The sequence below is a fragment of the Halorubrum sp. Ib24 genome (assembly GCF_002252745.1).
In the GTDB taxonomy this organism is placed as follows: domain Archaea; phylum Halobacteriota; class Halobacteria; order Halobacteriales; family Haloferacaceae; genus Halorubrum.
The window spans coordinates 16,798-39,035 of the sequence record NZ_NHOX01000021.1; the positions used below are offsets into that span (position 1 = coordinate 16,798).

Annotated in this window: 21 protein-coding genes and 1 pseudogene; 12 read left to right on the forward strand and 10 right to left on the reverse strand. The window is 69.8% G+C overall.

All coding sequences use genetic code 11. The annotated features are described in order from the left end of the window. Window positions 1-17: 17 nt before the first annotated feature. Both DJ82_RS04975 and DJ82_RS04980 read left to right on the forward strand, forming a co-directional pair. A complete protein-coding gene (locus DJ82_RS04975; protein ID WP_094526303.1) occupies window positions 18-989 on the forward strand; it encodes a ribose 1,5-bisphosphate isomerase in 972 nt (323 codons plus the stop codon). Continuing rightward, complete coding sequence (locus DJ82_RS04980; protein WP_094581219.1) at window positions 986-2,194, forward strand: carbohydrate kinase family protein; 1,209 nt, start codon at window positions 986-988, stop codon at window positions 2,192-2,194. Before DJ82_RS04975 ends, DJ82_RS04980 begins: the two co-directional genes overlap by 4 nt. 23 nt (window positions 2,195-2,217) lie before the next feature. On the opposite strand, the gene DJ82_RS04985 is transcribed toward DJ82_RS04980, so the two are convergent. Both DJ82_RS04985 and DJ82_RS04990 read right to left on the reverse strand, forming a co-directional pair. Beyond that, on the reverse strand, window positions 2,218-3,396 hold the full coding sequence (locus tag DJ82_RS04985) for a hypothetical protein (protein WP_094581210.1): 1,179 nt from the start codon (window positions 3,394-3,396) through the stop codon (window positions 2,218-2,220). A gap of 72 nt (window positions 3,397-3,468) precedes the next feature. Beyond that, window positions 3,469-4,554 (reverse strand): asparaginase, encoded by a 1,086-nt coding sequence (locus DJ82_RS04990; RefSeq protein ID WP_094581211.1) that lies wholly within the window; start codon window positions 4,552-4,554, stop codon window positions 3,469-3,471. A gap of 255 nt (window positions 4,555-4,809) precedes the next feature. On the opposite strand from DJ82_RS04990, the gene DJ82_RS04995 reads away from it, so the two are divergent. The 3 genes from DJ82_RS04995 (at window position 4,810) to DJ82_RS05005 (ending at window position 7,802) form a co-directional block, all read left to right on the forward strand. Continuing rightward, window positions 4,810-5,031 (forward strand): hypothetical protein, encoded by a 222-nt coding sequence (locus DJ82_RS04995; protein ID WP_094522210.1) that lies wholly within the window; start codon window positions 4,810-4,812, stop codon window positions 5,029-5,031. Between the two features lie 162 nt (window positions 5,032-5,193). Then, window positions 5,194-6,852, forward strand: coding sequence for a DUF255 domain-containing protein (locus DJ82_RS05000; protein WP_094581212.1), 1,659 nt, complete (start codon window positions 5,194-5,196; stop codon window positions 6,850-6,852). A 143-nt stretch (window positions 6,853-6,995) separates the two neighbouring features. Further along, window positions 6,996-7,802 carry a TrmB family transcriptional regulator gene (locus DJ82_RS05005; protein ID WP_094522208.1) on the forward strand — a complete coding sequence of 269 codons (807 nt, stop codon included), beginning with the start codon at window positions 6,996-6,998 and terminating at the stop codon, window positions 7,800-7,802. A 141-nt stretch (window positions 7,803-7,943) separates the two neighbouring features. On the opposite strand, the gene DJ82_RS05010 is transcribed toward DJ82_RS05005, so the two are convergent. Together DJ82_RS05010 and mptA are read right to left on the reverse strand one after the other, a co-directional pair. Continuing rightward, a complete protein-coding gene (locus DJ82_RS05010; RefSeq protein ID WP_094522207.1) occupies window positions 7,944-8,150 on the reverse strand; it encodes a cold-shock protein in 207 nt (68 codons plus the stop codon). A 178-nt stretch (window positions 8,151-8,328) separates the two neighbouring features. After that, complete coding sequence (gene mptA, locus DJ82_RS05015) at window positions 8,329-9,258, reverse strand: GTP cyclohydrolase MptA (protein WP_094522206.1); 930 nt, start codon at window positions 9,256-9,258, stop codon at window positions 8,329-8,331. A gap of 281 nt (window positions 9,259-9,539) precedes the next feature. On the opposite strand from mptA, the gene DJ82_RS05020 reads away from it, so the two are divergent. The 5 genes from DJ82_RS05020 to DJ82_RS05040 all read left to right on the forward strand — a co-directional run bounded on the left by DJ82_RS05020 (window position 9,540) and on the right by DJ82_RS05040 (window position 13,057). After that, entirely contained in the window at window positions 9,540-9,833 is a 294-nt protein-coding gene (locus DJ82_RS05020) for a 50S ribosomal protein L21e (RefSeq protein WP_094522205.1), read from the forward strand. A 1-nt stretch (window position 9,834) separates the two neighbouring features. After that, window positions 9,835-10,191: an RNA polymerase Rpb4 family protein gene (locus DJ82_RS05025; RefSeq protein ID WP_094522204.1), complete on the forward strand. Its 357-nt coding sequence runs from the start codon at window positions 9,835-9,837 to the stop codon at window positions 10,189-10,191. 421 nt (window positions 10,192-10,612) lie between these two features. Then, complete coding sequence (locus DJ82_RS05030) at window positions 10,613-11,455, forward strand: translation initiation factor eIF-2B (protein ID WP_094558394.1); 843 nt, start codon at window positions 10,613-10,615, stop codon at window positions 11,453-11,455. A 145-nt stretch (window positions 11,456-11,600) separates the two neighbouring features. Then, window positions 11,601-12,554 carry a hypothetical protein gene (locus DJ82_RS05035; RefSeq protein ID WP_094522202.1) on the forward strand — a complete coding sequence of 318 codons (954 nt, stop codon included), beginning with the start codon at window positions 11,601-11,603 and terminating at the stop codon, window positions 12,552-12,554. 257 nt (window positions 12,555-12,811) lie between these two features. Continuing rightward, window positions 12,812-13,057, forward strand: coding sequence for a HalOD1 output domain-containing protein (locus DJ82_RS05040; protein ID WP_094522201.1), 246 nt, complete (start codon window positions 12,812-12,814; stop codon window positions 13,055-13,057). Window positions 13,058-13,088: 31 nt separating this feature from the next. Here DJ82_RS05040 and wecB read toward each other — a convergent pair whose 3' ends face one another. Further along, window positions 13,089-14,192, reverse strand: coding sequence for a non-hydrolyzing UDP-N-acetylglucosamine 2-epimerase (wecB, locus tag DJ82_RS05045; protein WP_094581213.1), 1,104 nt, complete (start codon window positions 14,190-14,192; stop codon window positions 13,089-13,091). Further along, a complete protein-coding gene (locus DJ82_RS05050; RefSeq protein ID WP_094581220.1) occupies window positions 14,189-15,295 on the reverse strand; it encodes a glycosyltransferase family 2 protein in 1,107 nt (368 codons plus the stop codon). Before DJ82_RS05050 ends, wecB begins: the two co-directional genes overlap by 4 nt. Window positions 15,296-15,906: 611 nt before the next feature. On the opposite strand from DJ82_RS05050, the gene DJ82_RS05055 reads away from it, so the two are divergent. Beyond that, window positions 15,907-16,419 (forward strand): hypothetical protein, encoded by a 513-nt coding sequence (locus DJ82_RS05055; protein ID WP_094522199.1) that lies wholly within the window; start codon window positions 15,907-15,909, stop codon window positions 16,417-16,419. Here the strand turns inward: DJ82_RS05055 and DJ82_RS05060 are convergent. The 4 genes from DJ82_RS05060 to DJ82_RS05075 form a co-directional block, all read right to left on the reverse strand. Continuing rightward, the gene (locus DJ82_RS05060) at window positions 16,409-17,053 is read right to left on the reverse strand and encodes a hypothetical protein (protein WP_241881427.1); all 645 of its coding nucleotides are present in this window, start codon (window positions 17,051-17,053) and stop codon (window positions 16,409-16,411) included. The genes DJ82_RS05055 and DJ82_RS05060 overlap by 11 nt on opposite strands. 320 nt (window positions 17,054-17,373) lie before the next feature. Next, a complete protein-coding gene (gene glmS, locus DJ82_RS05065) occupies window positions 17,374-19,185 on the reverse strand; it encodes a glutamine--fructose-6-phosphate transaminase (isomerizing) (RefSeq protein ID WP_094581214.1) in 1,812 nt (603 codons plus the stop codon). Then, on the reverse strand, window positions 19,185-20,363 hold the full coding sequence (locus tag DJ82_RS05070; protein WP_094581215.1) for a sugar phosphate nucleotidyltransferase: 1,179 nt from the start codon (window positions 20,361-20,363) through the stop codon (window positions 19,185-19,187). Before DJ82_RS05070 ends, glmS begins: the two co-directional genes overlap by 1 nt. 340 nt (window positions 20,364-20,703) lie before the next feature. Further along, window positions 20,704-21,006 carry a HalOD1 output domain-containing protein gene (locus tag DJ82_RS05075; RefSeq protein ID WP_241881428.1) on the reverse strand — a complete coding sequence of 101 codons (303 nt, stop codon included), beginning with the start codon at window positions 21,004-21,006 and terminating at the stop codon, window positions 20,704-20,706. Between the two features lie 525 nt (window positions 21,007-21,531). Here DJ82_RS05075 and DJ82_RS05080 point away from each other — a divergent pair. Further along, a pseudogene (locus tag DJ82_RS05080) lies at window positions 21,532-22,203 on the forward strand (sugar phosphate nucleotidyltransferase); the annotation flags it as partial. Window positions 22,204-22,238 lie beyond the last annotated feature (35 nt).

A 22,238-nucleotide genomic window follows, 5' to 3' on the forward strand; every position in this document is an offset into this window, starting at 1 on the left:
CCGGTTACCGGATCGATATGACCGAGCACGAGCCGGCGGCCGCGGTGCGCGAGACCGCCGAGGAGATCGCGACGATGGAGATCCGCGGGGCGGCGACCATCGCCTCCGCCGCCGCCGAGGCGCTCGCCGAGCAGGCGCGCGCGGCCGCGAAGAGCGGGCGGACCGCGAGCGACCCGACGGCGTTCCGCGCGTCGATGCGCTCCGCGGCCCGCGACCTCCGCGAGACCCGCCCCACGGCCGTCTCGCTGCCGAACGCCCTCCGGTACGTCCTCCAGCGGATGGAGGGCGACGACGTCGATCGGCTCCGCCGGAGCGTGGTCGACGCGAGCGAGGCGTTCGTCCGCCAGCTCGACCGCGCGCAGGAGGACCTCGGGCGGGTGGGCGCCAACCGCCTCGCCGACGGCGACACGGTGATGACGCACTGTCACTCGACCGACGCGCTCGCGTGCATCGAGGCGGCCGTCGAGCAGGGGAAGTCGATCTCGGCGGTCGTCAAGGAGACGCGTCCGCGACAGCAGGGCCACATCACCGCGGAACAGCTCCGAGACGCCGGGGTCCCGGTCACGCTCATCGTCGACTCCGCGGCCCGGCGCTACCTCGACGAGGTCGACCACGTCGTCGTGGGGGCCGACTCGATCGCCGCCGACGGGGGCGTGATCAACAAGATCGGCACCTCGGGGCTCGCGGTCAACGCCCGCGAGCGCGGCGTTCCGATCATGACCGCGGCCCAGACGATCAAGCTCCACCCGGAGACGCTGACGGGTCACACCGTCGAGATCGAAATGCGCGACGAGAGCGAGGTGATCGGGACCGAGGACCGCGAGGAGATCGGCGAGATCGCGGTCGAGAACCCCGCCTTCGACGTGACGCCGCCGCGGTACATGGACGCGATCGTCACCGAGCACGGGCAGTTCCCGCCGGAGAGCATCGTGACGCTCATGCGGGAGCTGTTCGGCGAGGGGGCCGCGGAGCCGTGGGCGGAGCCATGAGCGGGAACGGAGAGAGGAGCGGGAACGGAGAGAGGAGCGGGAACGGAGAGAGGAGCGGGAACGGAGAGAGGAGCGGGAACGGAGACGGGAGCGAGACCGGGCGCGACGACTGGGAGGAGGAGGTCGCGGAGTGGGACGAGGAGGTCTCCGAGTGGGAGTCAGACGACGCCGAACCGGGCGACGGCGCGGGAGCGCCGGGCGGATCCGGACCCGTCGGTACGGACCCCGACCTCTGGCCGGAGGAGTCGAGCCGCGTGCCGAAGGTGATCGCCGCGGGTCACATCAACTGGGACGTGACGATCCACGTCGACCGACTGCCGGAGCCGGACGGCGAGACCCGGATCGAGCGGCTCGAACAGTCCGGGGGCGGCAGCGCCGCGAACGTCGCGGTCGGGCTCGTCGACCTCGGCGGGCAGTCCGTCGTCTACGGGAGCGTCGGCGGCGACGAGTCGGGCGCGCTCGCGCTCCGCGAGCTCGCGAGCGCCGGCGTCGACCCCGGCCAGGTGCTCGTCGACGCCGACGAGCCCACCTCGGTGAAGTACGTGATCGTCGACGGCGGCGGCGAGCTGCTGATGCTGGCGAACGACGGCGCCAACGAGTCGTTCACCGCGGCCGGGCTCGACCGCGACACCCTGACGGCGGCCGACCACCTCCACCTGACGGGACAGCAGCCGGAGACGGCGGCCGCGCTGGCGACCGCGGCGGGCGAGGCGGGCGCGACCCGCAGCTTCGACCCCGGGCGGCGCGTCGGGGACCGGGAGTTCGACGCCGCGCTCCACGCGGCCGACGCCCTCTTTCTGAACGCTCGGGAGGCGGACGCGCTGGCCGACTCGACCGACATCGACCCGTGGGAGCCGACGGACCGCGTGGTCGCGATCAAGCTCGGGGACGAGGGCGCGACGGTCCGGACGCCGCACGGCGACGTCTCGCATCCCGGCTTCGACGTCGACCCGGTCGACACGGCCGGCGCCGGCGACGCCTTCGCGGCCGGGTTCCTCGGCGCGGCCCTCCGTGAGCCCGACATCGTCGACGGCGGATTCTCGCACGACCCGCGCGACTACCAGGTGCCCCTGCTCGTCGGCAACGCCTGCGGCGCGGCCGCGGCCGAGACGGTGACCGCCCGCGCGAGCCTCTCGTGGGACCGGATCCGCGAGGCGATGGGCGAGTCGCCCGAGTCGGACCTCCTGATCGAAGTTCGGGCGTAGGCGACGGGACTGGAGCCGCCGAACTACCCCGCGTAGTCGAACGCGACCGCGAGGTCGTCGGCGCCCCAGAAGACGAACCGGTAACGGCCCGGGACGAGGTCGGGACAGACCCGGAGGTCGTCGGCGTGCGGACCGCCCTCGATCAGCCCCGCCTCGGTCAGCTCGAACTCCCAGGCGAGCGTCTCGCCCGGCCGGACGCCGATCGCCTCGTCGGTGTAGTCGAACGTCGTCCCCGCCTCGGCGCCGCGGATCTCCCTCCATCCCGACTCGGTCCGCAGTTCGAGGTTGTACTTCCCTCGGTTGCCGACGTAGGCCTCGTGTCCCGAGGCGTTGGTCAGTTCGATCCGGAGCTCGTCGCCGCGCTCGAACGCGGCGGCCGCGGCCCCGCCGTCGCCGTTCGGGTCAACGACGCGGAGTTCGAGGCCGTCGCCGTCCCCCCCGGCGCCGCCGCCGGTGCCCCACGACACGCCGTCCTCGTATACGGCGGGGTGGCGCTGGAAGTCGTCCGTCTCGCAGTCGAGCCCGGCGGGCAAGGTCTCGGGGTCGCCGTCCGGGCGGACGTACCCGTCGAGTCGCTCCGGGTCGAGCACGCCGTCCTCGCCGCTCACCTCGCCCGTCTCGCCCCACCCGTCCGTGACCGATACCCGGATCGCGTCGGGGCGGGCGTCGGTCGCGACCCGGAGGAAGGCTCCGGAGAGGGTGATCGCCTCCCCGCAGGCGATCTCGTAACTCTCGGGCCCCTCGACGCTCGCGCTCGCGACGAGCGTCCCGTCCTCGACCGCGACGTCGGCGAACGAGATCCTGGCGTGACAGGTCGTCGGCCCGACCGACTCGACGTACGCGAGCGCCGACTCGTCGAAGTCGGTCGCCTCGACGAACGCGACCGTCTCTTCAGGCGCCTCCCGGAGCAGCCACGCGGCGTCGCTCTCATCGGTGATCAGCGCGGCGAAGCCGCGGCGCTCCTCGCGGCTCCACGCCGGGCCCGAGAGGGCGCCGCCGACCTGATGCACCTCGGTCTCGGGGTCCGGATCGCTGTCGTCGTCGCCGTCACCGCCGTCACCCCCGTCTCCTCCGTCGGTACCGTCGCTCCCGTCTGCGCCGTCGCCGGCCCCCGGATCGCCTCCGCTCGTACAGCCGGCGAGCGCGGCGACGCCTCCGGCGCCGAGACCGCACAGGACCGTCCGCCGCGTGCGTCGGATCATGGCCGTCGCTACGCGGGACGCTCATAAGGGCTTCCCGTAGGCACAAACGCTTCTCTGTGCTATCTCCGGCGCTCAGACGCTCCCCGGCGTTCGGAACAGGTCGCCGAGGGCGACGCCCTCGGCGTCCCGCTCGCCGCGGTCGAGGCCGGCCGCGAGCCCGAGCCCGAGCGCGACCCGCGCCTTCGACGCCGGGAGCGGGCCGGCGAACGTCGCGCCGCGCTCCGCCAGCGTGACCGCGCCCCCGGGCGTCCCGTACACCGGGTCGGTCGGTCCCGCCGGCGGGCGGCCGGCGACGACGACGGGCGTCTCCGGGAGGGCGTCGGCCACCGCGTCGCCGATCGCGGCGGTCGCGTTGCCGAGGCCGGTCCCCTCGATCACGAGCCCCCCGACGCCCGCGTCGATCGCGCGTTCGACGGTCCCGGCGCCGACCCCCGTCCCGGAGTGGACCACGGGGACCTCGGGGACGTCGTCGGCGCTTTCGATCGCGTCCGCGAGCGGGTCGACGCCGACCCCACGCCGCGGCTCGCGGACGAGCCGCGACCCGGCCCGGATGAACGTCGCGACCGGTCCGGCCCCCGGCGAGGTCATCGTCGAGAGCGCGTTGCTGTGGCCCTTGATCACGTCGCGGGCCGCGTGGAGTTCGTCGTCGAACGCGACGTGAACGCCCGGCGCGAACCGGTCGTCGGCGGCGGCGCGGACCGCGAGCGTCAGATTCGCGGGCGCGTCGGTGGAGACCTCGTCGAGCCGGCGCTGGGCGCCCGTGACGACCACCGGCGCGTCGAGGTCGGTGAGGAGGTCGAGCGCGAAGGCGGTGTCCGCGAGCGTGTCGGTGCCGTGGGTGACGACGACGCCGTCGGCGCCCCCCGCGACCGCCTCGCGCGCCGCGTCCGCGGTCGCGAGCACGTCGCGCCACCGCACGTCGAACCCCGGCTGCGAGCAGACCTCGCGGGCGCTCACGGTCGCGTACCGCTCGACGCCCGGGACCGCCGCGACGAGGTCGTCGCCGGTCTTCGCCGGCGCCGCGCCGCCGTCGTCCGGCTCGGACGCGATGGTGCCGCCGCAGGCGACGACGGCAACCCGCGGTTTCGCCCCGCCGTCGGCCGCGGTCCGTCCCCCGTTCCGCGCTCCGCGTTCCGCCGTCGGCTCCGTGTCCGTCATACCTCCTCGTTCTCCCGGAGGACCAAAGCGATTGGTCCCGCGGCAGCCGCGCCGGACCCGGTGCCGATCGGGGCCGACCGGCGGTCGTCCGCTCGGCTCTCGCGATCACGAGAGAAAAGGATTAGAGAGACGTATAAACAGTTAAAATGATTTTGTGCCCGTGTTAAAACGTTCGTAACCCGTCGAGAAACGTGGTGAAATTCCCCGAACCCTCTGCTGGATATATGGGGTCCCCAGACATACACGAAACTGTCAATGTCTATCCCCGCCCCCACGCGCCTCGCCTCCGGCCGACAGGTCGCCGGGCTGATGACCGGCACCCTGAAAGCCGCCGCCTTCTGGGCCGCGATCGCCATCCCTGCCACGTACCCCGCCCTGCTGTACTCGGGGCTCGACGGCGGCACCGGACGGCTGTTCGTCGCCCTGCTGTTCGCGAACGCGCTGGCGCTCGCGCTCGGCCACGACTACAAGCGCTGACCGCGGACCGGCAGCGCCGAGGCGTCGCCCTCCAGACGCACCGAATCGTCCGACCTCGCCCTCCCTCCCGCGCCGTCATTTGACTGCCGTCATCGCGTTCGCCGCCGTCGGCCTCCCGTCCGGTCTCGAAGCGCTTACCCACGGGCCGACCCGACCTCCCGTATGACCGACGAGACGCACGTCGAGTGGCGCGACTGGGGGCCCGAGGCGTTCGCCGAAGCCGACGAGCGGGACTGTCCGGTGCTCCTCTCGCTGTCCGCCACCTGGTGTGAGGGCTGTCACGAGATGGACGCCGTCACGTACGCCGAGCCCCGGATCGCCGCCAACGTCAACGAGGGGTTCGTCCCGGTCCGCGTCGACGTCGACCGTCTCCCGCGCGTGCGAGAGCGGTACAACATGGGCGGGTTTCCGACCACGGCGTTCCTCACGCCCGACGGCGAACTGCTCACCGGCGCGGGCTACCTCGACGTCGACGGGATGCGGCAGGTGCTGGAGTCCGTCCGCCAGATGTGGGCCGATAAGGGGCGCTCGGGGGGGAGAGTGCCGCGCGCGCTCGACGCCGACCTCCCGCCCCGCGGGGAGCTGACCGACGCGATCGAGAGCCACCTCGCCGGGCAGGTGGAGGTGAAGTACGACGAGGAGCACGCCGGCCTGGGGACGGACGCGAAGTTCCCGCTTCCCCGCACCGTCGAGTTCGCGCTGAAGCGCGACCGCGATCGCGCCCTCCGGACGCTCGACGCGGTTCGCGACCACCTCGCCGACGACGTCGCCGGCGGCTTCTTCCGGTTCGCCGGGACCCGCGACTGGGGCGACGTCGCCTACGAAAAGCCGATCGACACGAACGCGGCGGTCACGCGCGCGTTGGCGAACGCCTACCTCTACACCGGCGACGAGGCGTACCTGGGGCCCGCGACCGACGCGGTCGACTTCCTCACCGACGACCTCTGGACCGGCTACGGCGTCGGCGGGAGCCTCGGGCCCGGGCTCGGTCGCGCCTACTACGCCGCGCCCGCCGACGGCCGCGCGGATCTCGACCCGCCCCGCCGCGACCTCACCGTCTTCGCGGGCGGGAACGCGCTCGCGGCCGACGCGCTGCTCGCGGTCGCCGCGTACACCGACGACGAGCACGCCCGCGAGTACGCCGACCGGATCCTCGACGGCCTCGAACGCGACCTGATCGACGCCGACACCGGCGAGGTGACCCGCTACCGCGGCAGCGACGAGGTCGGCGAGTCGGACTTGCTCGACGACGTCGCTCGCGTCGTGAGCGCGTACGTGCGGGCGGCCGGCGTTCTCGGTGATGGAGCCGACGTCGCCCGCGCGGTCGCGGACCGAGCGATCGATCGACTTCACGTGGACGGCTCCTTCGTCGACGGACCGCGGTCGGGGCCGGGCCTGCTCGACCGCCCCTTCCGTCCCCTCGACGGCAACGTCGAGATGGCGACCGCGCTACTCGACTTGGCCGCGCTGACCGGCGAGGACCGCTACCGCGAGGTCGCCCGCGAGACCGCGGCGTCGTTCGCCGGGGCCACGGAGCGGCTTGGCATGCAGGTCGCCGGTTATGGGAGCCTCGTCGGGCGCCTGCTCCGCGGCACCACCGTTATCGCGGTCGGCGACGAGCCGGGGAGCGACCTCCACCGCGCGGCCTGGCGAGTCGCCGACCACGAGAAGGTTGTCGCCCCGAACGCCCACGCGGAGGGGTCGCTGGCGCCGCGGTCGGTCCCCGCGGGGTCGGCGCTTGTCGTCGCCGGCGACGCGGTCTCCGAGCCGGCGGAAACGCCGGACGAGTTGATGCGGCGAGTCGCCGAGACCGCGGAGTAGGACGCGGTATCCGTCGTTGTCGTCCGCCTTCGGTCGTCTGCGTCGATTCGATCGATCGTCCGGTAGCCGCGGAGCGCCGCTCACCACCGCACCCGCGTGTAAACGGGCGACGTGTTTATGTCAATGCCGCGTGATCGGATGGTATGGCATCTCTCCGGGATCTGGGGCTCTCCGAGTACGAGGCGCGCGCCTACCGCGCGCTGCTACGCACCGGGCCGACGACCGCGAAGGACCTCTCGCGGGCCAGCGAGGTCCCCATGGGACGCGTGTACGACGTGCTCAACAGCTTGGAGCAGCACAACCTCGTCCGGAGCCAGGCCGCCAGTCGGCCGAAGAAGTACGCGGCGGTCGAGCCCGACGCCGCGCTCGACCGCCTGCTCGACGAGAAGAAACGCGAGCTGGAGACGCAGGTGGAGCAGTACGAGGAGGTGGTCGCGGACCTCTCGACGGAGCTCGACGCGGGGGAGCCGGTGGACGGCCAGTTCTGGACCGCGGCCGTCGGCGCGGAGGAGGCGACGGACCTCCTCTTAGAGCGGATCGCGGCCGCCGAGCGCCGGATGGTCGTCGTCGTCGGGGCGCCCGCGACCGGCTTCGACCTCGGCACGATCGGCGAACAGGTGGCCGCCGAGTTGGAGTCGGCACTGGAGCGTGGCGTCGAGATACGGGTGTTGCTGTCGCCGGAGACGGTCGATGCGCTGCCGCGGAGCGTCGGTCGGCGGTACACCGCGGAGCTCTCCGACATGGAGGGGTTCGAGGTCCGAACGACCGCGGGCGTCGACGGCACGTTCAACGTGTTCGACGGGATCGAGGTGTGCATCGAGGTGCCGCACCCGCTCTCGGGGGACGAGCCGTTCGCGATGATCGACGTGAAGGACGCGGAGTTCGCGACGAGCGTGAGCGAGGAGTTCGAGCCGCGGTGGGCGGAGTCGGATCCGCTGTCGTTCGGGTGAGTCGGCTCTACTCACGACTCACCGACGCACTCTGATCTAGCTCCGGTCAATACAACACGGACAGCGACCGCTGACTAGGCGTGTGAGCGTCTGGAAAAACAGACTTCCGGCCATCGCTGCAAACGAGGGCAGAAGTAGTCGTTAGTTGCGGACGAGGTTCGTCGCGCGAGGTCCCTTGGGGGACGATTCGATGTCGAACTCGATCTCCTGACCCTCTTCGAGGTCCGGACCGCCAACATCCTCCATGTGGAAGAACACGTCCTCGTCGTCGTCGAGATCGCCGTCGTCAGTCGAAATGAAACCGTAGCCGCCAGTATCGTTGAAGAAATCAACTTTTCCGTTTGCCATTGCAATCAAACGTACAGTCCTTTGGGGCATAACGCTTCCGAACGTCACGGTACCACGGCTCTCGATTTACCTCGTACTTTTCAGTGATCAACTGTTTCGGACGAAACGCGTCCGAAGAAGGGGAGCGCAGCAGAGCCGGGACCCCATGACCGTTCCGCGAGCGAGGGCCAGTCCGCGCCTACCGCGCGTTTAGCTCGGCCCGCAGGTTGCCCATCGTGACCTCGCGCTCGGCGTGGGCGTTGTGCTGGTGGATCGACTCGTCGTTCGACTGCTTCATGCGGACCACGGCGTCGTCCGGGAGGTGGTCGAACTCCTCGACCGTCCCCTCGGCGAGCGCGCGGACGCAGTCCTCGACGAACTTCGCGTCGGCGTGGGCCTCGTAGGTCATGTGGTCCTCGTCGGGGCGCTTCGCCATGTTGTAGATCCGCGCGCTCATCGAGTCGCGGGCGACGTCGATCAGGTCGCGGAGGTCGAGGTCGGGGTGGCCGTCGGTGGTGACGGTGAGCGTCGCGTGGCCGCGCTGAGAGTGGCCCGGCTGCGGGACGGCGTCGAGGAACTCCTCGGTCGTCTCCTCGTCGACGCCGAGGTCGGCGAGCTTCTCGCGGGCGCGAGACTCGCTCATCCCCTGCGAGCAGGGGCAGACGGTCATCCCGGTGACCTCCGCGCCGATCTCCTCGCGGGTGCCCGCCTCGGTCGCGGTCGCGCTGGCGACGATCGTCGACGTGCTCTGCGTCTCGATCCCGGACGCCGGCGTGTCCTCGCGGGTGACGAGCTCCGCGGTCATCGACACCTCGGCCGTGCTGGTGTAGTCGTGCTTCTCAAGGAGCCGCTCGGCGGCGTCCCCGCAGACGTCCTCGACGCGGTACGCCTCCTCGCGGGTGATCTCTTCGAGGATCTCGTCGACCGTCGCGAGGTTCCGAGACATGTCGATCCCCTTGCGTCCGCTCGGGAGGTCGACGAACACTTCGAACTCCGCCATGAGAACGATGGGGCGTTTGTCCCCGCGGGCGAGCTTGACGAGCTTCTCCACGCCGGTGACGCCGACCTGCGAGAGCCCGACGGTGACGTCGGGTGCCGACGCCTGCACGTCCGGCAACTGGTGACTCATTATAAACACGCTAGGGAACTCCCGGGATTAGCACTTTCGATAGGGGGTCTTCCATAGGGTACTTTTCGCGCCCGTCGCGGGGGTTTCGGAGCGTTTCGGACCCCCCGCTCTGTGGTCGCTGTCGCCGGGGGGTCGGAAGTGCTGTCGCCGGGGGATCCGAAGGCGGTCGTCGCCGTGAGATCCCCCGCTCGCGACGGCGCCACCGCCGAGTGGTACCCGCTCTCGGGCGGCGGCCGTAACGCACCATTTATACCTGCGGCAGCGGAACGTAGCCCAAGACCATGCCGAGTTCCAATGGGCCCCAGAAGGCGACCCGCGACAAGCTCTCGAACAAACCGCGCGACCGCGGCACGTCGCCGCCGCAGCGAGCCATCCAGGAGTTCGAGTCGGGCTCGCAGGTCCACCTCAAGATCGACCCCAGCGTGCAGGAGGGTCGCTTCCACCCGCGCTTCGACGGCCGGACCGGCACCGTCGTGGGCAAGCAGGGCGCCGCGTTCAAAGTCGAGATTTCGGACGGCGGGAAGACGAAGACGCTCATCGTCCGCGCCGCCCACATGAGCGCCCAGCAGAACTGAGATGACGATCTTCAAAGAGAAGGTCGACGAGGAGTACGTCACCGTCTCCGAGGCGAAGGAGGTCCTCGTGGACATCGAGGCGGAGCGCGCCCAGGACGAGGAACGCGACCTCCGCTACGAGCTCGCTCGCGCGATCGAGCACGTCAACCGGTTCGCCCGGCTCGACGCCGAGGAGTCCCGCGAGCTCGTCGAGGAGCTGACGGAACTGGAGCAGATCGACGTCCCCACCGCCGTGAAGATCGCCGACCTCCTCCCCGAAGACCGCACCGAGCTGCGCTCGGTGTTCGCCCAGGAGCGCTACTCGCTCGACGGCGACGAGCTCGACGACGTGCTCAACATCGTCGCGAAGTACGCCTGAGACGTCGCGGAGCACGTCGTTTCGGATTCGGCCCCCTTCGATCGTCGGAACTTCTTCAAACCACCAGCCGCTCGCTTATAAGCAGTTGTCTGTGTTCCAACTGTGAACACTTCCAAAGTCCCAGCCGCGAGGCGCTTCGCGCCTCTGGTAGCCGGCGACGGAGCCGCCGGCGACTGCCCCTTTGAGTCCTCCGCGACCGCACCCAGCCTCATACCTCCCCAGCCTCGTCGGCCGGCGCTTACGAGCGCCGGCCGACTCCCTCGCGCGTGCTCCTCGCGGGCCGGTGGCCCGCTCGCAGGCACGCGCCACCGCACTTGTCTGTGATGGAACACGCCGATCTCGTCGCCAGTCGGATCCGCTCGCTCGGATCGACCGACGAAACCCCGGAACCCCTTTGAACGGCCGCGACGACGGTATCTGTATGATCGACGAGACCGTCGCCGAGATCCGGGCGATGCGGACTCACAGCACGTCGGCGGTGGCCGTGAAGGCGACGCGCGCGCTCGCGGAACTGCTCGACCGCGAGTACGTGACGGTCGACGAGTTCGAGCGCGACCTCGAACACAACGCGGGCGTGCTTCGCCGGTCGAACCCCTCTCACGCCGCGCTTCACAACGCGATGCGCGACGTCGAGCGCTCCATCATCGGCGAGCCGACCAGCGTCGAGGACGCCAAACAGCTGCTGCAGGAGACCATCGACCGCGTCGCCGACGACATCGAGACGGCGAAGGGGGAGGCCGCCGCCAACGCGGCCGAACGCATCGAGGACGGCGACACGCTGTTGGTCCACGACTACTCGACGACGGTGCTGGAGTCCATCGAGAACGCCGCCCGCGACGGCGCGCACCTGACCGTCTACGTCACGGAGGCGCGCCCGCGCACGCTCGGCCGCAAGACGGCGCGCGTCCTCGCCGGGATACCCCGCGTCGACGTCCACATGGTCGTCGACAGCGCGATGGGGTACGCCCTGCGCGACTGCGACCGCGTCCTCCTCGGGATCACCTGCATCACCGGCGGCACCTACTACAACCGGATCGGAACGTTCCCCGTGGTCGTCACCGCGCGCGAGCTCGAGGTGCCGGTGACCGCGGTCGGCTCGGGCGCGAAGACGATCGAGGAGTTCCGGTTCGAGAACGAGTTCCGCGACGCCGTCGAGGTGATGCGCGAACCCGTCGAGGACGTCGAGATCGAGAACCCGAGCTACGACGCCACCCCGATCGGGATGATCGACACCGTGATCACCGACGACGGCGTCGTCGAGTAGCCGGACCGTCCGCTTCTCGGGACCGCTTCCGACGCGCCTTACCCCTCGTCAGGTGAGCCCGATCAGCAGCGGCGCGAGGAATCGTCTTCTTTCCGCCGTGAATCGGACGTAAGTGCTTTGTGTGTGCACCGTGTTAACGGATCCAATGAGCGTGTATTCGGGCTCCGCCAACGCCTTCCGGATCCCCAGCGCGGACCCGGCGGCGACGGGGGAGTGCACGACCCTCTCGTGTGAAGTCGGCGCGGCGGCGACCGAGCCGACCGTCGTCGTCGGGGCGGTCGTCGTCGGGCTCGCGGCGTTCCTCGCGTTCGCGTACGTCCGCGAGGCGGCCGACGCCGGCCAGCACGAGCAGCGGCGCGTCCTCGCGGAGCGCGACGCGTTCGAGGAGTTCGCTGACCGCGTCTCCGCGCTCGATCCGGCGCCGACCGGATCGACGCCGTCGGGATTCGACGGACAGATGGCGGCGGTTCGCACGGTCGACCGCGCCGACGGTGACGTCAAACTCAGGCGCGTGCTGGCGGCGTACCGCGACACGGTGATGTCGGTGCCGCATTACAGGGAGGAGTACGACGAGACGGTCCCGGAGAGCCTCGCCGCGGAGCTGGGTCCCGACACGGCGACGGCGCTGGCGTCGAACGGCACCCTGTCCGAGGCGGCGCAGTCGGCGCTCGTCAGTCGGAGCCGACACGCGGCCGACGCGCGCTCCTCGCTCGCCGAGGCGATCGGCGAGGAGATCGAGGCGTTGCGGTCGTTCGAGAACGACCTCTCCTGCGTCGACCGCCGCCGCCGCCGGCTCCTCGAACACCTCGACGGGGTCTCCGGGGCCGGCACCGACGCGGCGATCGACGTCTGGAGGCGGCTCGAAGAGCTCGAACGCGAGTGCGACGGGATCGCCGCCGAGCGACAGGAGGCGCTCACGGACCCGCCCATGACGCCGGACTCCGCGGTCGACGTCGACGGGGAGCACGCCTTCTACGAGTACCTGTACGAGCCGACGGACGGGCCTCGCTACCCCGTGTTGGCGCAGGTCTCCGAGCTCGCGGAGCGGATACGCTCGGACCGGGACGGCGTCGCGAGCCGGCTGGCTGGCGGGCGGTAGGCCGGGCGGTCGGAACGGAGTGCGGGCAGACGGTTAGTCGGGCGAACCGAGAGCGGTGCTCCGGACGGGCGACGCTCCGAACGGGCGGCGCCCCAGATGGACGGCGCCCGCGACGGGGGCGACGCGGCCGACGTGCCCGTCCCGACGTTGCGCCACTGCTTGACGTGATACTACGTGTGTAGTGCACGCTCGATTGACATGCCATACACGTCGACACAACGGAGATGCCCCCGTAGCCGTTGCATACATCCACGCACATGACACCGGACATCGTCGACACCCTCTGCTGGAATATCGTTACGACCGTCGCGGACGAACGCGGTATCGAACCCGAACGGATCGACGACCGACTGTACGACGTCCTCGACGTCGAATCGCTCGCGCGCCTCGTCGAGCAGGCCCAACGCAGCGACTCGATGGACCTCTCCGTCTCCTTCCGGATGGCCGGCTGCTTCGTCACCGTGACCGGGGACCGAACCGTCCGGGCGAGCGCTCCGAGCTAACCCGCGACCGGAACCGAACGCCGGACCGCTCTCACCGGACTATCTCCCCGCGTTCCGCGTCCACGGGAAGCGCGCCGAGGACGCGCTCCGCGGCCCCGACGGTCCCGTAGGGGTTCTCCCACTCGCCGTCCGACTCGAGCGCCTCGGTCACCGAACGGCAGACGCCGTCGGGATCGCGCGCACCGAGCCGATTCGCGCCAACCTCCGTCGTCTCCGACCGCTCGGTGGCGTTCTGCACGGTCACGCACGGGGTCCCGAGGATACACGCCTCCTCCTGCACGCAACTCGAGTCCGTGACGACGGCCGCGGACGCCGACAGGAGCCGCACGAACGCGGCGTATCGCCGCGGCTCGACGGTCCGAACCGGGGCGGGTCCGTCGGGGACGACCTCCCCTGAGCGCTCGCGAGCACGCGGACGAACCGGACGGACGACCTCCAAGCCGTGGGCGCTCCCGGCACGGGCGGCGCCGTCGAGAACCGCACGGAAGCGCCCCGGGTCGTCGGCGTTCCCCCGCCGGCGGACGTCGACGAGAAGGAACCCGCCCGCTCGGAGCCCGAACTCGTCGAGCACCTCGCGCTCCGGGCGCGAGCGGTCGCGGACGCGTTCGAGGGCGTCGACCGCCGTGCTCCCGGTGACGGTGATCCGCAGCTCCGTGACGCCCTCGCGGACGAGATACCACCGGGCCTTCTCCGTCGTGGCGAACAGGTAATCGGCGACGTGATCCGCGATCACTCTGTTCGTCTCCGCCGGCGCCGACCGGTCGAAGCTCCGGAGCCCGGCCTCGACGTGGGCGACCTTCGGACGCATCTTGCTCGCGGCGACCGCGCCGGCCAGGGCGCTGTTCCTGTCCCCGTGCACGACCGCGACCGCCGGGTCGGTCTCCGCGAGCGCCCGCTCGATCGCGGCCAGCATCGTCCCGGTCTGTCTCCCGTGCGGGCCCGAGCCGACGTCGAGCGCGATATCGGGGCTCGGGACGTCGAACCCGTCGAACACCGACCGTTCGAGCGTCTCGGCTCCGTGCTCTCCCGTGTGTATCACCGCGTGGTCCACGCCGCGTCGTTCGCACGCCCGGATCACGGGCGCGAGCCTGACCGCCTCGGACTCGGTGCCGAGCACGAACGCGACCTCCGTCATCGCCCGTCGGCCTCCGTGCCGTCGCCGGTCGTTCCGCCGTCGTGAGCCACGTCCAGTCCTCGGTCCTCGTTGGCGGCCCCGAAGCGACCGCTCCCGTCGATCCCGACCGAGCCGATGTGGTGAACCAGTCCCTCGTTTTCCGAGACGTCGAGCCACGTCCCGAATAACACCAACAGGAGTCCGAGGGTCGCGACGACGAACGACACCATTCCGCCGAGGAACGTGTCGACGCCGGCGCTCCACACGGAGTAGCCGCCGGCGGTGACGCCGGCGAGCAGCACGACCGCACCCAGCGAGTAGCACGCCGCCAGCGGATGGAACCGCCGGAGGACGTACGACCGGCCGATCCGGGTGAGGAAGTTCCGCGCGATCAGCGCCGAGAGGCGCGGGACGAACGTCGAGTATTGGATCGTGCTCCGCTCGTCGCCGTACCGCGCCGGGTGAGAGACGTCGGCGATCGGCTGCCGGTTCACGTTTAGCGCGAACAGGAGGTCGTTGAGGAAGCCGTACCGGTCGTACAGTCGGTCGAAGCGGACGATCTGGAGTCCCTCGTTTGAGATCGCCGTGAACCCGTTCTGCGGGTCGGACAGCTCCCAGTAGCCGCTCGAAACGCGCGTCAGCATGGTGAGCAGGAGGTTCCCGAACAGCCGCCAGCGCGACATCGAGGCGAAATCGCGGCTGGACCGGAGCCGGTTCCCCTTCGCGTACGTCACCTCGCCGGCCGCGACCGGCTCGATGAGCCGCTCGAGGTGTGCGGGGTCCATCTGACCGTCGCCGTCCATGACGGCGACCACGTCCATTCCGTCGTCGAGCGCGCGAGCGTAGCCCGTCTTCACCGCCGCGCCGGCCCCGCGATTCCGCTCGTGTCTGATCGGCACCACCCGGGTCTCCTCCCCGGTTCCGCCCGTCCCGTTTTGAGTCGCCGCCCGTTCGTTCCGGCGCCTTGCGTGTTCGCGTATCTCCTCCCACGTCTCGTCGGTCGACGCGTCGTCGATCGCGTAGATCCGGTCGACGTAGCGGGGGATCGTCTCGATCACCTCGCCGACGTGACCGCCCTCGTTGTACGCCGGGACGACGACCCCGACGGCGTTGCCGTCGTACATCGTCACTCTCGCCCCTCGACGCGGTCCGCGTATCGGTCCGCTCCGTGTCGGGGGGGCAGAGTCCGTCGGTTCCGCTTCGTTCGAAGCGTGCTAGTTGTCATTATCGGAGGCTTCGTATCGGTCCCCGGGTCGAGTCCGCGCTCGGACCCTCCCGGCGGCGCATACCACGACAAGACGCTGACACGGGCTTTGTTATACACTGCCTCACCCACCGGTATCGCCCGAATTCTCCCACGGTTCCGGTGCGGAGCCGCCCGCCGCGGCCCTCGCCGTCGACCGATCGTCGTTCGCCGCGTTTCCGTCGTCTTCGTCCGTTTTCCGGACGGTCACCCGCTGCGCGTGACGTGTCGATCCGCGATCGTTTCGGGACCGACGCTCGGCTCTGATCGCCTCGCTTCAGTCATCCGCTCGCGTCGATCCGGGGGACCGCTCGGAGTCGGGGGCCCGCTTCGCTCGTCGCCGTCTCGGCATAGAAGCGGGCAATCAGGCAGAGAATAGCGCCGATATGGGGGTGATAACAAACTAAGTATGGGTTGATCGGGTACTTATTCAGCCAAGCCAATCGCAGGAACCCTGTCCGTCGTCCGCGCGCGAAGCGGAGTTTTGAACCCATGGAGGAAATCACGAAAGACGAGGTGTTCGAGGTGTTGAGTAGTTCGCGGCGACGGCTGATCCTGTACCATCTCCACCGGCGCGGCGGCGAGGCGGTGCTGCGGGACCTCGCGAGCGACACGGCCGAGGCCGAGAGCGAGGACGAGGTCGACGACGACATCGTCAAGCGGTTCTACATCTCGCTGTACCAGACGCACGTTCCGAAGCTCGAGGAGGTCGGCCTGGTCAGGTACGACAGCGACACGAAGACGGTGTCGCTGACGGACCGGATCGAAGAGGTCGAAGCGATCCTAGAGACCGAGTCGGAGCCCGGCAGACGATGGCCGGTGTACTACGGAGCGCTCGCGATCGTCGGCAGCGCGCTCGCCGTCGTCCAGTTGGTAGGGATCGCCCCGCCGGTGACGAGCGTCGCGTTCGCCGCGGCGCTGCTGTTGCTCGCGGCGTTCCAGTACTACGAAACGGAAGTCAAACAGCGGGAGTACCACTTCCTCGCGCACCTCGTCAGCGACTGAGCCCGCGCTCGCGGTCAGCCCGCGTACTGCAGGGCGACGATCGCGAGGATGCCGACGACGCTGAGCAGCGTCCACGTCGCGGCGGGCACCGCGGCGAGCGGCCGAGACCGACGGCGCCCGCCGTGACGAGGACGGTGACGCAGCCCGCAACGGCGGGGACCGCCCACGTCCGCTCCCTCTCCTCCGCGTCCTCCCGGTCGTCCTCGTCGAGGTCCATGTACTCCAACAGCTGCGCGACGGACGCCTGCAGCTCGATCGTCCCGCGGTTCTTGTCGTAGTCGATCACCCCGAGCGAGTCCATCTTCGGGAGGTGACACTGGTAGAGCCCGATGTAGACGCGCTTCCGCTGGTCGGAGGAGAGCTGCCGGACGGTGGTGTCGTTCTCCTCCGCAGCGATGTGCTCGGCGAGGTCGTTTAGCACCGACTCGCCGTCGTTCTCCCGTAGGAAATGGATAACCATCCGTCGCCGCCGGTTCTTCAACAGGTCGAATATTTCACCCTTGGTTACCTCCGCGCCGTCCGAGCGCGACGTCTTTCCGATGTCGTCGAGGTTAGCGACGTCCGCTTCCGACGAATCGCGTTCTGTTCCCCCCGTCGGTTGGCTGCCGAGTGACCCTGATTTTCCCGCTGACATCGACAAACGTTACGCATACACCTATCTTAGATATACGGAAATTAATTCTCGATGACCTTACTCGTCGGTGTTATCTCGATATGAGAACGTCGACCGCGACTCGGATCGAATCCGGGTCCTGCTGACGTTTCCCCCGATTAAACTCGTTAACAACGCGTTAATACGCCGGTTGGCGGACCAATCCTCGTCGCTCGTGAGCGCGCGTCCGACCCTCGCGGGTCCGGCCGAGGGTCCACCGCGTGCGGATCGCGCGTTTCGGCCCGTGGACGGACCGCGCGTCGGCCCTCGCGGACGGACCGCGCGCCCGCCCGGCCACCGCCTCACTCGACCGTGACGCTCTTCGCGAGGTTCCGCGGCTTGTCGATGGCGCGCGAGAGCTCCTCGGCCGCCATGTACGACACCAACTGGAGCTGGACGTTCGCGAGGATACCGGCGACGTGCTGGTGCGTGTCCGGGATCCGAAGCACGTGGTCCGCGTAGTCGTCGATCTTCGCGTTGCTGTCGGCGCTCACGGCGATGATGGGCGCGTCGCGCGCGCTCACTTCCTTGGCGTTGTGCAGCGTCTTGGTGTCGTTCCGTCCCGTGAAGACGGCGAACACCGGCGTGTTCTCGGTGACGAGCGCGAGGGGACCGTGTTTGAGCTCGGCGGCCGAGAACCCCTCCGCGTGGTCGTACGTGATCTCCTTGAACTTCAGCGCGCCCTCGAGCGCCACCGGATGCGCGACTCCCCTCCCGATGAAGAAGTACGACTCGGCGTCCCGGTACGCGGCGGCGACGGACTCCGCGTCCGGCTCGTCGAGGATCTGCTGGACGTCGGCCGGCAGCGCCGCGAGCGAGCTGAGCAGCTCGCTCGACTCGCGCGGGCTCGCGCCGTTCGTGTCGTAGCTCAGCCGCTCGCTGAGCAGGATCAGCGTCGCCACCTGCGAGGAGAACGACTTCGTCGCGGCCACGCCGATCTCCGGGCCCGCGCGGATGTACACGGTGTGCTCGCACTCGCGCGTGATCGTGGACCCGACCACGTTCGTCAGGGCGAGCGTGCGGGCGCCCGTCCCCTGGATGCTCCGTATCGCCGAGAGCGTGTCGGCGGTCTCGCCGCTCTGCGTGACGGCGATGACGAGCGTGCTGTCGTCGACCGGCGGCGGGTTCGACCCGTACTCCCCCGACAGGAACGCCTGCGCAGGCATCCCGCGGTCCGCGAGCAGCGTCGTCGCGTACACCGCCGCGTGGTGCGAGGTACCCATGGCGACGAGGTGAACCGACTCGATCCCGTCGAACGCGTCGTCGGGGAGCTCCTCGAACTCGACGTGGCCCTCCAGCGGATCCATGCGACCCCGGATCGTCTGTCGCAGCGCGGCCGGCTGCTCGTGGATCTCCTTCAGCATGTAGTGGTCGTACCCGCCCTTCCCGGCGTCGTTGGGGTCCCAGTCGACCGTCTCGAACGAGCGCTCCACGGGCTCCCCGTCCGTGTCGGTGATCGCGTGCCCGTCCGGGTGTATCGCGACCACGTCGCCGTCGCGGAGGTAGACCACCTCGTTGGTGTACTCGAGGAACGCCGGCACGTCGCTCGCGAGGTAGTACGCGTCGGACGCGCGGCCGAGCACGAGCGGCGACCCGCTTCGCGTGCCGAACACGGTGTCCGAGCCCTCGAACACCGCGGCGATGGCGTAGCTTCCCGAGAGGCGATCGATCGTCCGTCTGAACGCCTCCTCCGGGCCGTAGCCGGCCGAGCGGAACTCCTCTAAGAGGTGCGGGACGACCTCGGTGTCGGTGTCGCTCGTGAACTCGTGGGTGGACAACTCCGTCTTCAGTTCGGCGTAGTTGTCGATGATCCCGTTGTGGACGACCGCGACCCGATCGAGGCAGTCGGTGTGGGGGTGCGCGTTCGCGTCGGTCGGCGGCCCGTGCGTGGACCACCGGGTGTGTCCGATCCCCGTCGCTCCGCGGACGGCCGACCGGTCGACGGCGTCGCAGAGGACGTCCATCTCGCCCTCGTGTTTCACCACGTCGATCCCGTCGGCCGTCACGGTGGCGACCCCCGCGGAGTCGTAGCCGCGGTACTCCAGGTTCTGGAGCCCGGTGAGGAGCTCCGCGACCGCGGGCCCCTCGCCGACGCGGGCGGTGATTCCGCACATTACGCCACCACCTCCGCGTTCTCGGGGACGTCGCGACGGAGCGCGATACCCGGCGCGACCGTCCCGCGCGGCCCGATCCGACAGCCCGGGGTGATCGTGACGTTGGCGCCGACGGTGGCGCGGTCCGCGACGACGCCCCCGAGCCGACGGTCCGCGTACTCGTCCCCGTCGACGACGAGCGTGGCCGAGCGGCCCGGCGATACCGTCCCGTCGCCGATAGTCGCGCCGCCGCCGACGATGGTGTCTCGGAGCAGCGCGTTCGCGCCGACGCGGGAGTCGGGCCCGACGATCGACCCCTCGATCACCGCGTTCTCGCCGACGATCGTACTGGAGAGGAGACAGGTGCCGCCCTTCACGACGGCGCCGGCCGACACCTTGCAGTCCGGTCCGATCAGCACGTTCTCGCCGACGACGGCCGACTCGTGGACCCGCGCCGACTCCTTCACCTGTTCGGTGACGCCGGCGAGCGTCGGATGGGCGTAGAGGATCCGCTCGTTCGTTCGGAGGAGCTCCCACGGGTAGGAGGGGTCGAACCAGGCGCCGTTCGGGGTCGCGGCGATCGCGGGACCGTCCAGCTCGGCGATCGCGCCGGTCAGCGGACGTTCTCCGTCCTCGTACTCCGTCCGGTCGAGCGCGTCGAACACCGATTGGTCGAACGCGTACACGCCGGCGTCGATCCGCGCCGACGCGCCGTCGCCGTGCTCGTCGATCCGATCGACGACCCCGTCTTTCACGCCCACCGTGCCGTACTCGCCGGTTCGGTCGGACGTGACGACCGCGAGGCAGGCGGCGGCGTCCGACTCCGCGTACCGGTCGGCGGTGACCCGCACCATCGTCTCGTCGATGACGTTGTCTCCGTTCACCACGAGGCACTCCCCGTCGACGCGGTCGGCCGCGGCCTCCAGCGCGTGCCCGCTCCCCAGCTGCGTCGACTGCGTGACGTAGGTGAGGTCGACCCCGCGGTAGGAGTTCTCGAACCGGTTCTGGATCCGGTTCCGCCCGTGGCCGACCACGAGGACGACGTGGTCGACGCCGCTGTCGACCACGGCGTCGAGCGGGTACTCCAGTATCGGCCGCCCGGCGACCCGGAGCATCGGCTTCGGCTGGTAGCGAGTGAGCGGCCTGACGCGCCGCCCCTCCCCGGCCGCGAGGACGACCGCCTGTTCGAGGGCGCTCATCGCTTCACTCCGGCGTCGCGTGCCGGTGCCCGACGAACGGCGCCGCCGGTGCAACCGACAACGCTGCTGATGCACACGTCTGACTGCGCTTTCGTACCGTGGAGGACGTGACGATCCATGCCATGCCATGCCGTATGGGGAAGCATTGTAATGCAGAACCTTTCGCGACCTGTCGAGTTGGAGGTCGACAGACCGAAAAGCCGTACGACCGTTATGTCCGTCCTACTCCGACTACCGTTTCGATGCGATTTCCGACAGACGGGACGGGCGGCAGCGAGAAAAACTGTATCGGCGACGACAGAAACCCGGGACGTCCCGACGATCAGTGCGGTCTCCGCCGCTACTTCCGGAGCGTGACGAGTTCGTCGGTGACTTCCACTACGTAGCCGCAGTATTCGAAGGAGAGCCGTACGCCGGAGCGTCCGACGGCGGGGTCCGAGTCGAAGAGACCTTCGAGCGACTCGGGGTCGATTACGTCGGCCAGTACCGGTAGCTCACCCGGAGTAACCGACTCAGCCTCGGCTACCGCCCGGACGATCGTCACCGTCGTCGACGTGTCGGCCGCGGTCGCGACACGCTCGACGATCGTCGTGTCATTTCCGGCGGACGCACGGTCGTTATTGGTGTGGGACATCGTGTGCATTGGGGCCTTAGTTACAGGATGCCGTCGTGTCTATAAACAGTATCGATTCCGCGTCGATGGCCCTGAGCGCGGCGAATCCGCGGGACCGATCGGCTACCGGCGGTGCCGCTCGTCTCCGAGTCCGCCGTCGGAGCCGAGGCGCGAATCCGGCGTCGCGCCCGGACGCTGACGTCGTTTGGGTCGTGGTAAAAGCCGGCACACTCCCGTCGTCAGTCACGGTCGTCTTCGGTAATTACAGCGTACTACATATATGGCATGTATAGTAAATATGCGTACCGGCAACACATAACTCGTACCGCGGCTGAAGTCGACTGTCCCATGACCCCGGACACCCGCGTCAGTTGCGGTACGGCCCCCGCCCCGGTTTCTTTATAATAGCGGCTCTGTCGGCGCACGCCCGTCGACGAGCGGAGACCTCCGGCCGGCGGTTTCTCGCGGGACGAGGGCCGTACCGACGATCCACGCGGCGATCGCCTCGAGGTAGCAGCCGCATACTAAACTCTCCGTCCGCGGTATCGACGACCCATGCACGCAGTCATCCTCGCCGCGGGACGGGGGACGCGGATGGGTCCGCTGACGGAGTCGACGCCGAAGCCGATGCTGCCGGTGGCCGACGCGCCGCTCGTCGAACACGTCGCCGACGCCGCCGTCGAGGCCGGCGCCGACGAGCTCGTGGTGACCGTCGGCTACGGCGCCGACCGGATCCGACGGCACTTCGGTGAGAGCCATCGAGGGGTCCCGGTCCGGTACGCGGTTCAGGAGTCGCAGCGCGGCACCGCGGACGCGCTGGCGGCGGCCGCCGACCACTTGGACGACGAGTTCGCCGTGCTGAACGGGGACTCGCTGTACCGCGGCGCGGACCTGCGCCGGCTGTTCGAGTCGCCGCCGCGGATCGGCGCGTTCCGCGTCGACGACCCCACCCAGTACGGCGTGTTGACCGTCGACGGCGACGCGGTGACGGCGGTCCGGGAGAAGCCGAGCGACCCGGCGGCGGACCTCGTCAACGCGGGCGCGTACTCGTTCCCGGCCGAGACGGTCGACATGCTCGACGTGCCGGAGAGCGAACGGGGTGAACGCGAGCTCACCGACGTGCTGGCTCGGGTGATGGCCCGCGAGGAGCTCGGCTACGCGGTGTTAGCGGAGTGGATGGACGTCGGTCGACCGTGGGAGCTGCTGGAGGCCAACGAGCGGCGACTCCCGGCGGGCGGGTCGGAGGTGGGCGTGACGACGGT

Excerpts from the sequence above, each read along its gene's own strand:
- DJ82_RS05070 (WP_094581215.1), bottom strand. The coding sequence starts at position 20,363 with ATGAGCGCCCTCGAACAGGCGGTCGTCCTCGCGGCCGGGGAGGGGCGG.
- DJ82_RS04995 (WP_094522210.1), top strand. The coding sequence starts at position 4,810 with ATGTCTATCCCCGCCCCCACGCGCCTCGCCTCCGGCCGACAGGTCGCC.
- DJ82_RS05000 (WP_094581212.1), top strand. The coding sequence starts at position 5,194 with ATGACCGACGAGACGCACGTCGAGTGGCGCGACTGGGGGCCCGAGGCG.
- DJ82_RS05030 (WP_094558394.1), top strand. The coding sequence starts at position 10,613 with ATGATCGACGAGACCGTCGCCGAGATCCGGGCGATGCGGACTCACAGC.
- DJ82_RS05020 (WP_094522205.1), top strand. The coding sequence starts at position 9,540 with ATGCCGAGTTCCAATGGGCCCCAGAAGGCGACCCGCGACAAGCTCTCG.
- DJ82_RS05025 (WP_094522204.1), top strand. The coding sequence starts at position 9,835 with ATGACGATCTTCAAAGAGAAGGTCGACGAGGAGTACGTCACCGTCTCC.
- DJ82_RS05035 (WP_094522202.1), top strand. The coding sequence starts at position 11,601 with ATGAGCGTGTATTCGGGCTCCGCCAACGCCTTCCGGATCCCCAGCGCG.
- DJ82_RS04990 (WP_094581211.1), bottom strand. The coding sequence starts at position 4,554 with ATGACGGACACGGAGCCGACGGCGGAACGCGGAGCGCGGAACGGGGGA.
- DJ82_RS05005 (WP_094522208.1), top strand. The coding sequence starts at position 6,996 with ATGGCATCTCTCCGGGATCTGGGGCTCTCCGAGTACGAGGCGCGCGCC.
- DJ82_RS05060 (WP_241881427.1), bottom strand. The coding sequence starts at position 17,053 with ATGTCAGCGGGAAAATCAGGGTCACTCGGCAGCCAACCGACGGGGGGA.
- DJ82_RS04985 (WP_094581210.1), bottom strand. The coding sequence starts at position 3,396 with ATGATCCGACGCACGCGGCGGACGGTCCTGTGCGGTCTCGGCGCCGGA.
- DJ82_RS05010 (WP_094522207.1), bottom strand. The coding sequence starts at position 8,150 with ATGGCAAACGGAAAAGTTGATTTCTTCAACGATACTGGCGGCTACGGT.
- DJ82_RS05050 (WP_094581220.1), bottom strand. The coding sequence starts at position 15,295 with ATGTACGACGGCAACGCCGTCGGGGTCGTCGTCCCGGCGTACAACGAG.
- DJ82_RS05055 (WP_094522199.1), top strand. The coding sequence starts at position 15,907 with ATGGAGGAAATCACGAAAGACGAGGTGTTCGAGGTGTTGAGTAGTTCG.
- DJ82_RS05040 (WP_094522201.1), top strand. The coding sequence starts at position 12,812 with ATGACACCGGACATCGTCGACACCCTCTGCTGGAATATCGTTACGACC.
- DJ82_RS04980 (WP_094581219.1), top strand. The coding sequence starts at position 986 with ATGAGCGGGAACGGAGAGAGGAGCGGGAACGGAGAGAGGAGCGGGAAC.
- wecB (WP_094581213.1), bottom strand. The coding sequence starts at position 14,192 with ATGACGGAGGTCGCGTTCGTGCTCGGCACCGAGTCCGAGGCGGTCAGG.
- DJ82_RS04975 (WP_094526303.1), top strand. The coding sequence starts at position 18 with ATGACCGAGCACGAGCCGGCGGCCGCGGTGCGCGAGACCGCCGAGGAG.
- DJ82_RS05075 (WP_241881428.1), bottom strand. The coding sequence starts at position 21,006 with ATGCACACGATGTCCCACACCAATAACGACCGTGCGTCCGCCGGAAAT.
- glmS (WP_094581214.1), bottom strand. The coding sequence starts at position 19,185 with ATGTGCGGAATCACCGCCCGCGTCGGCGAGGGGCCCGCGGTCGCGGAG.
- mptA (WP_094522206.1), bottom strand. The coding sequence starts at position 9,258 with ATGAGTCACCAGTTGCCGGACGTGCAGGCGTCGGCACCCGACGTCACC.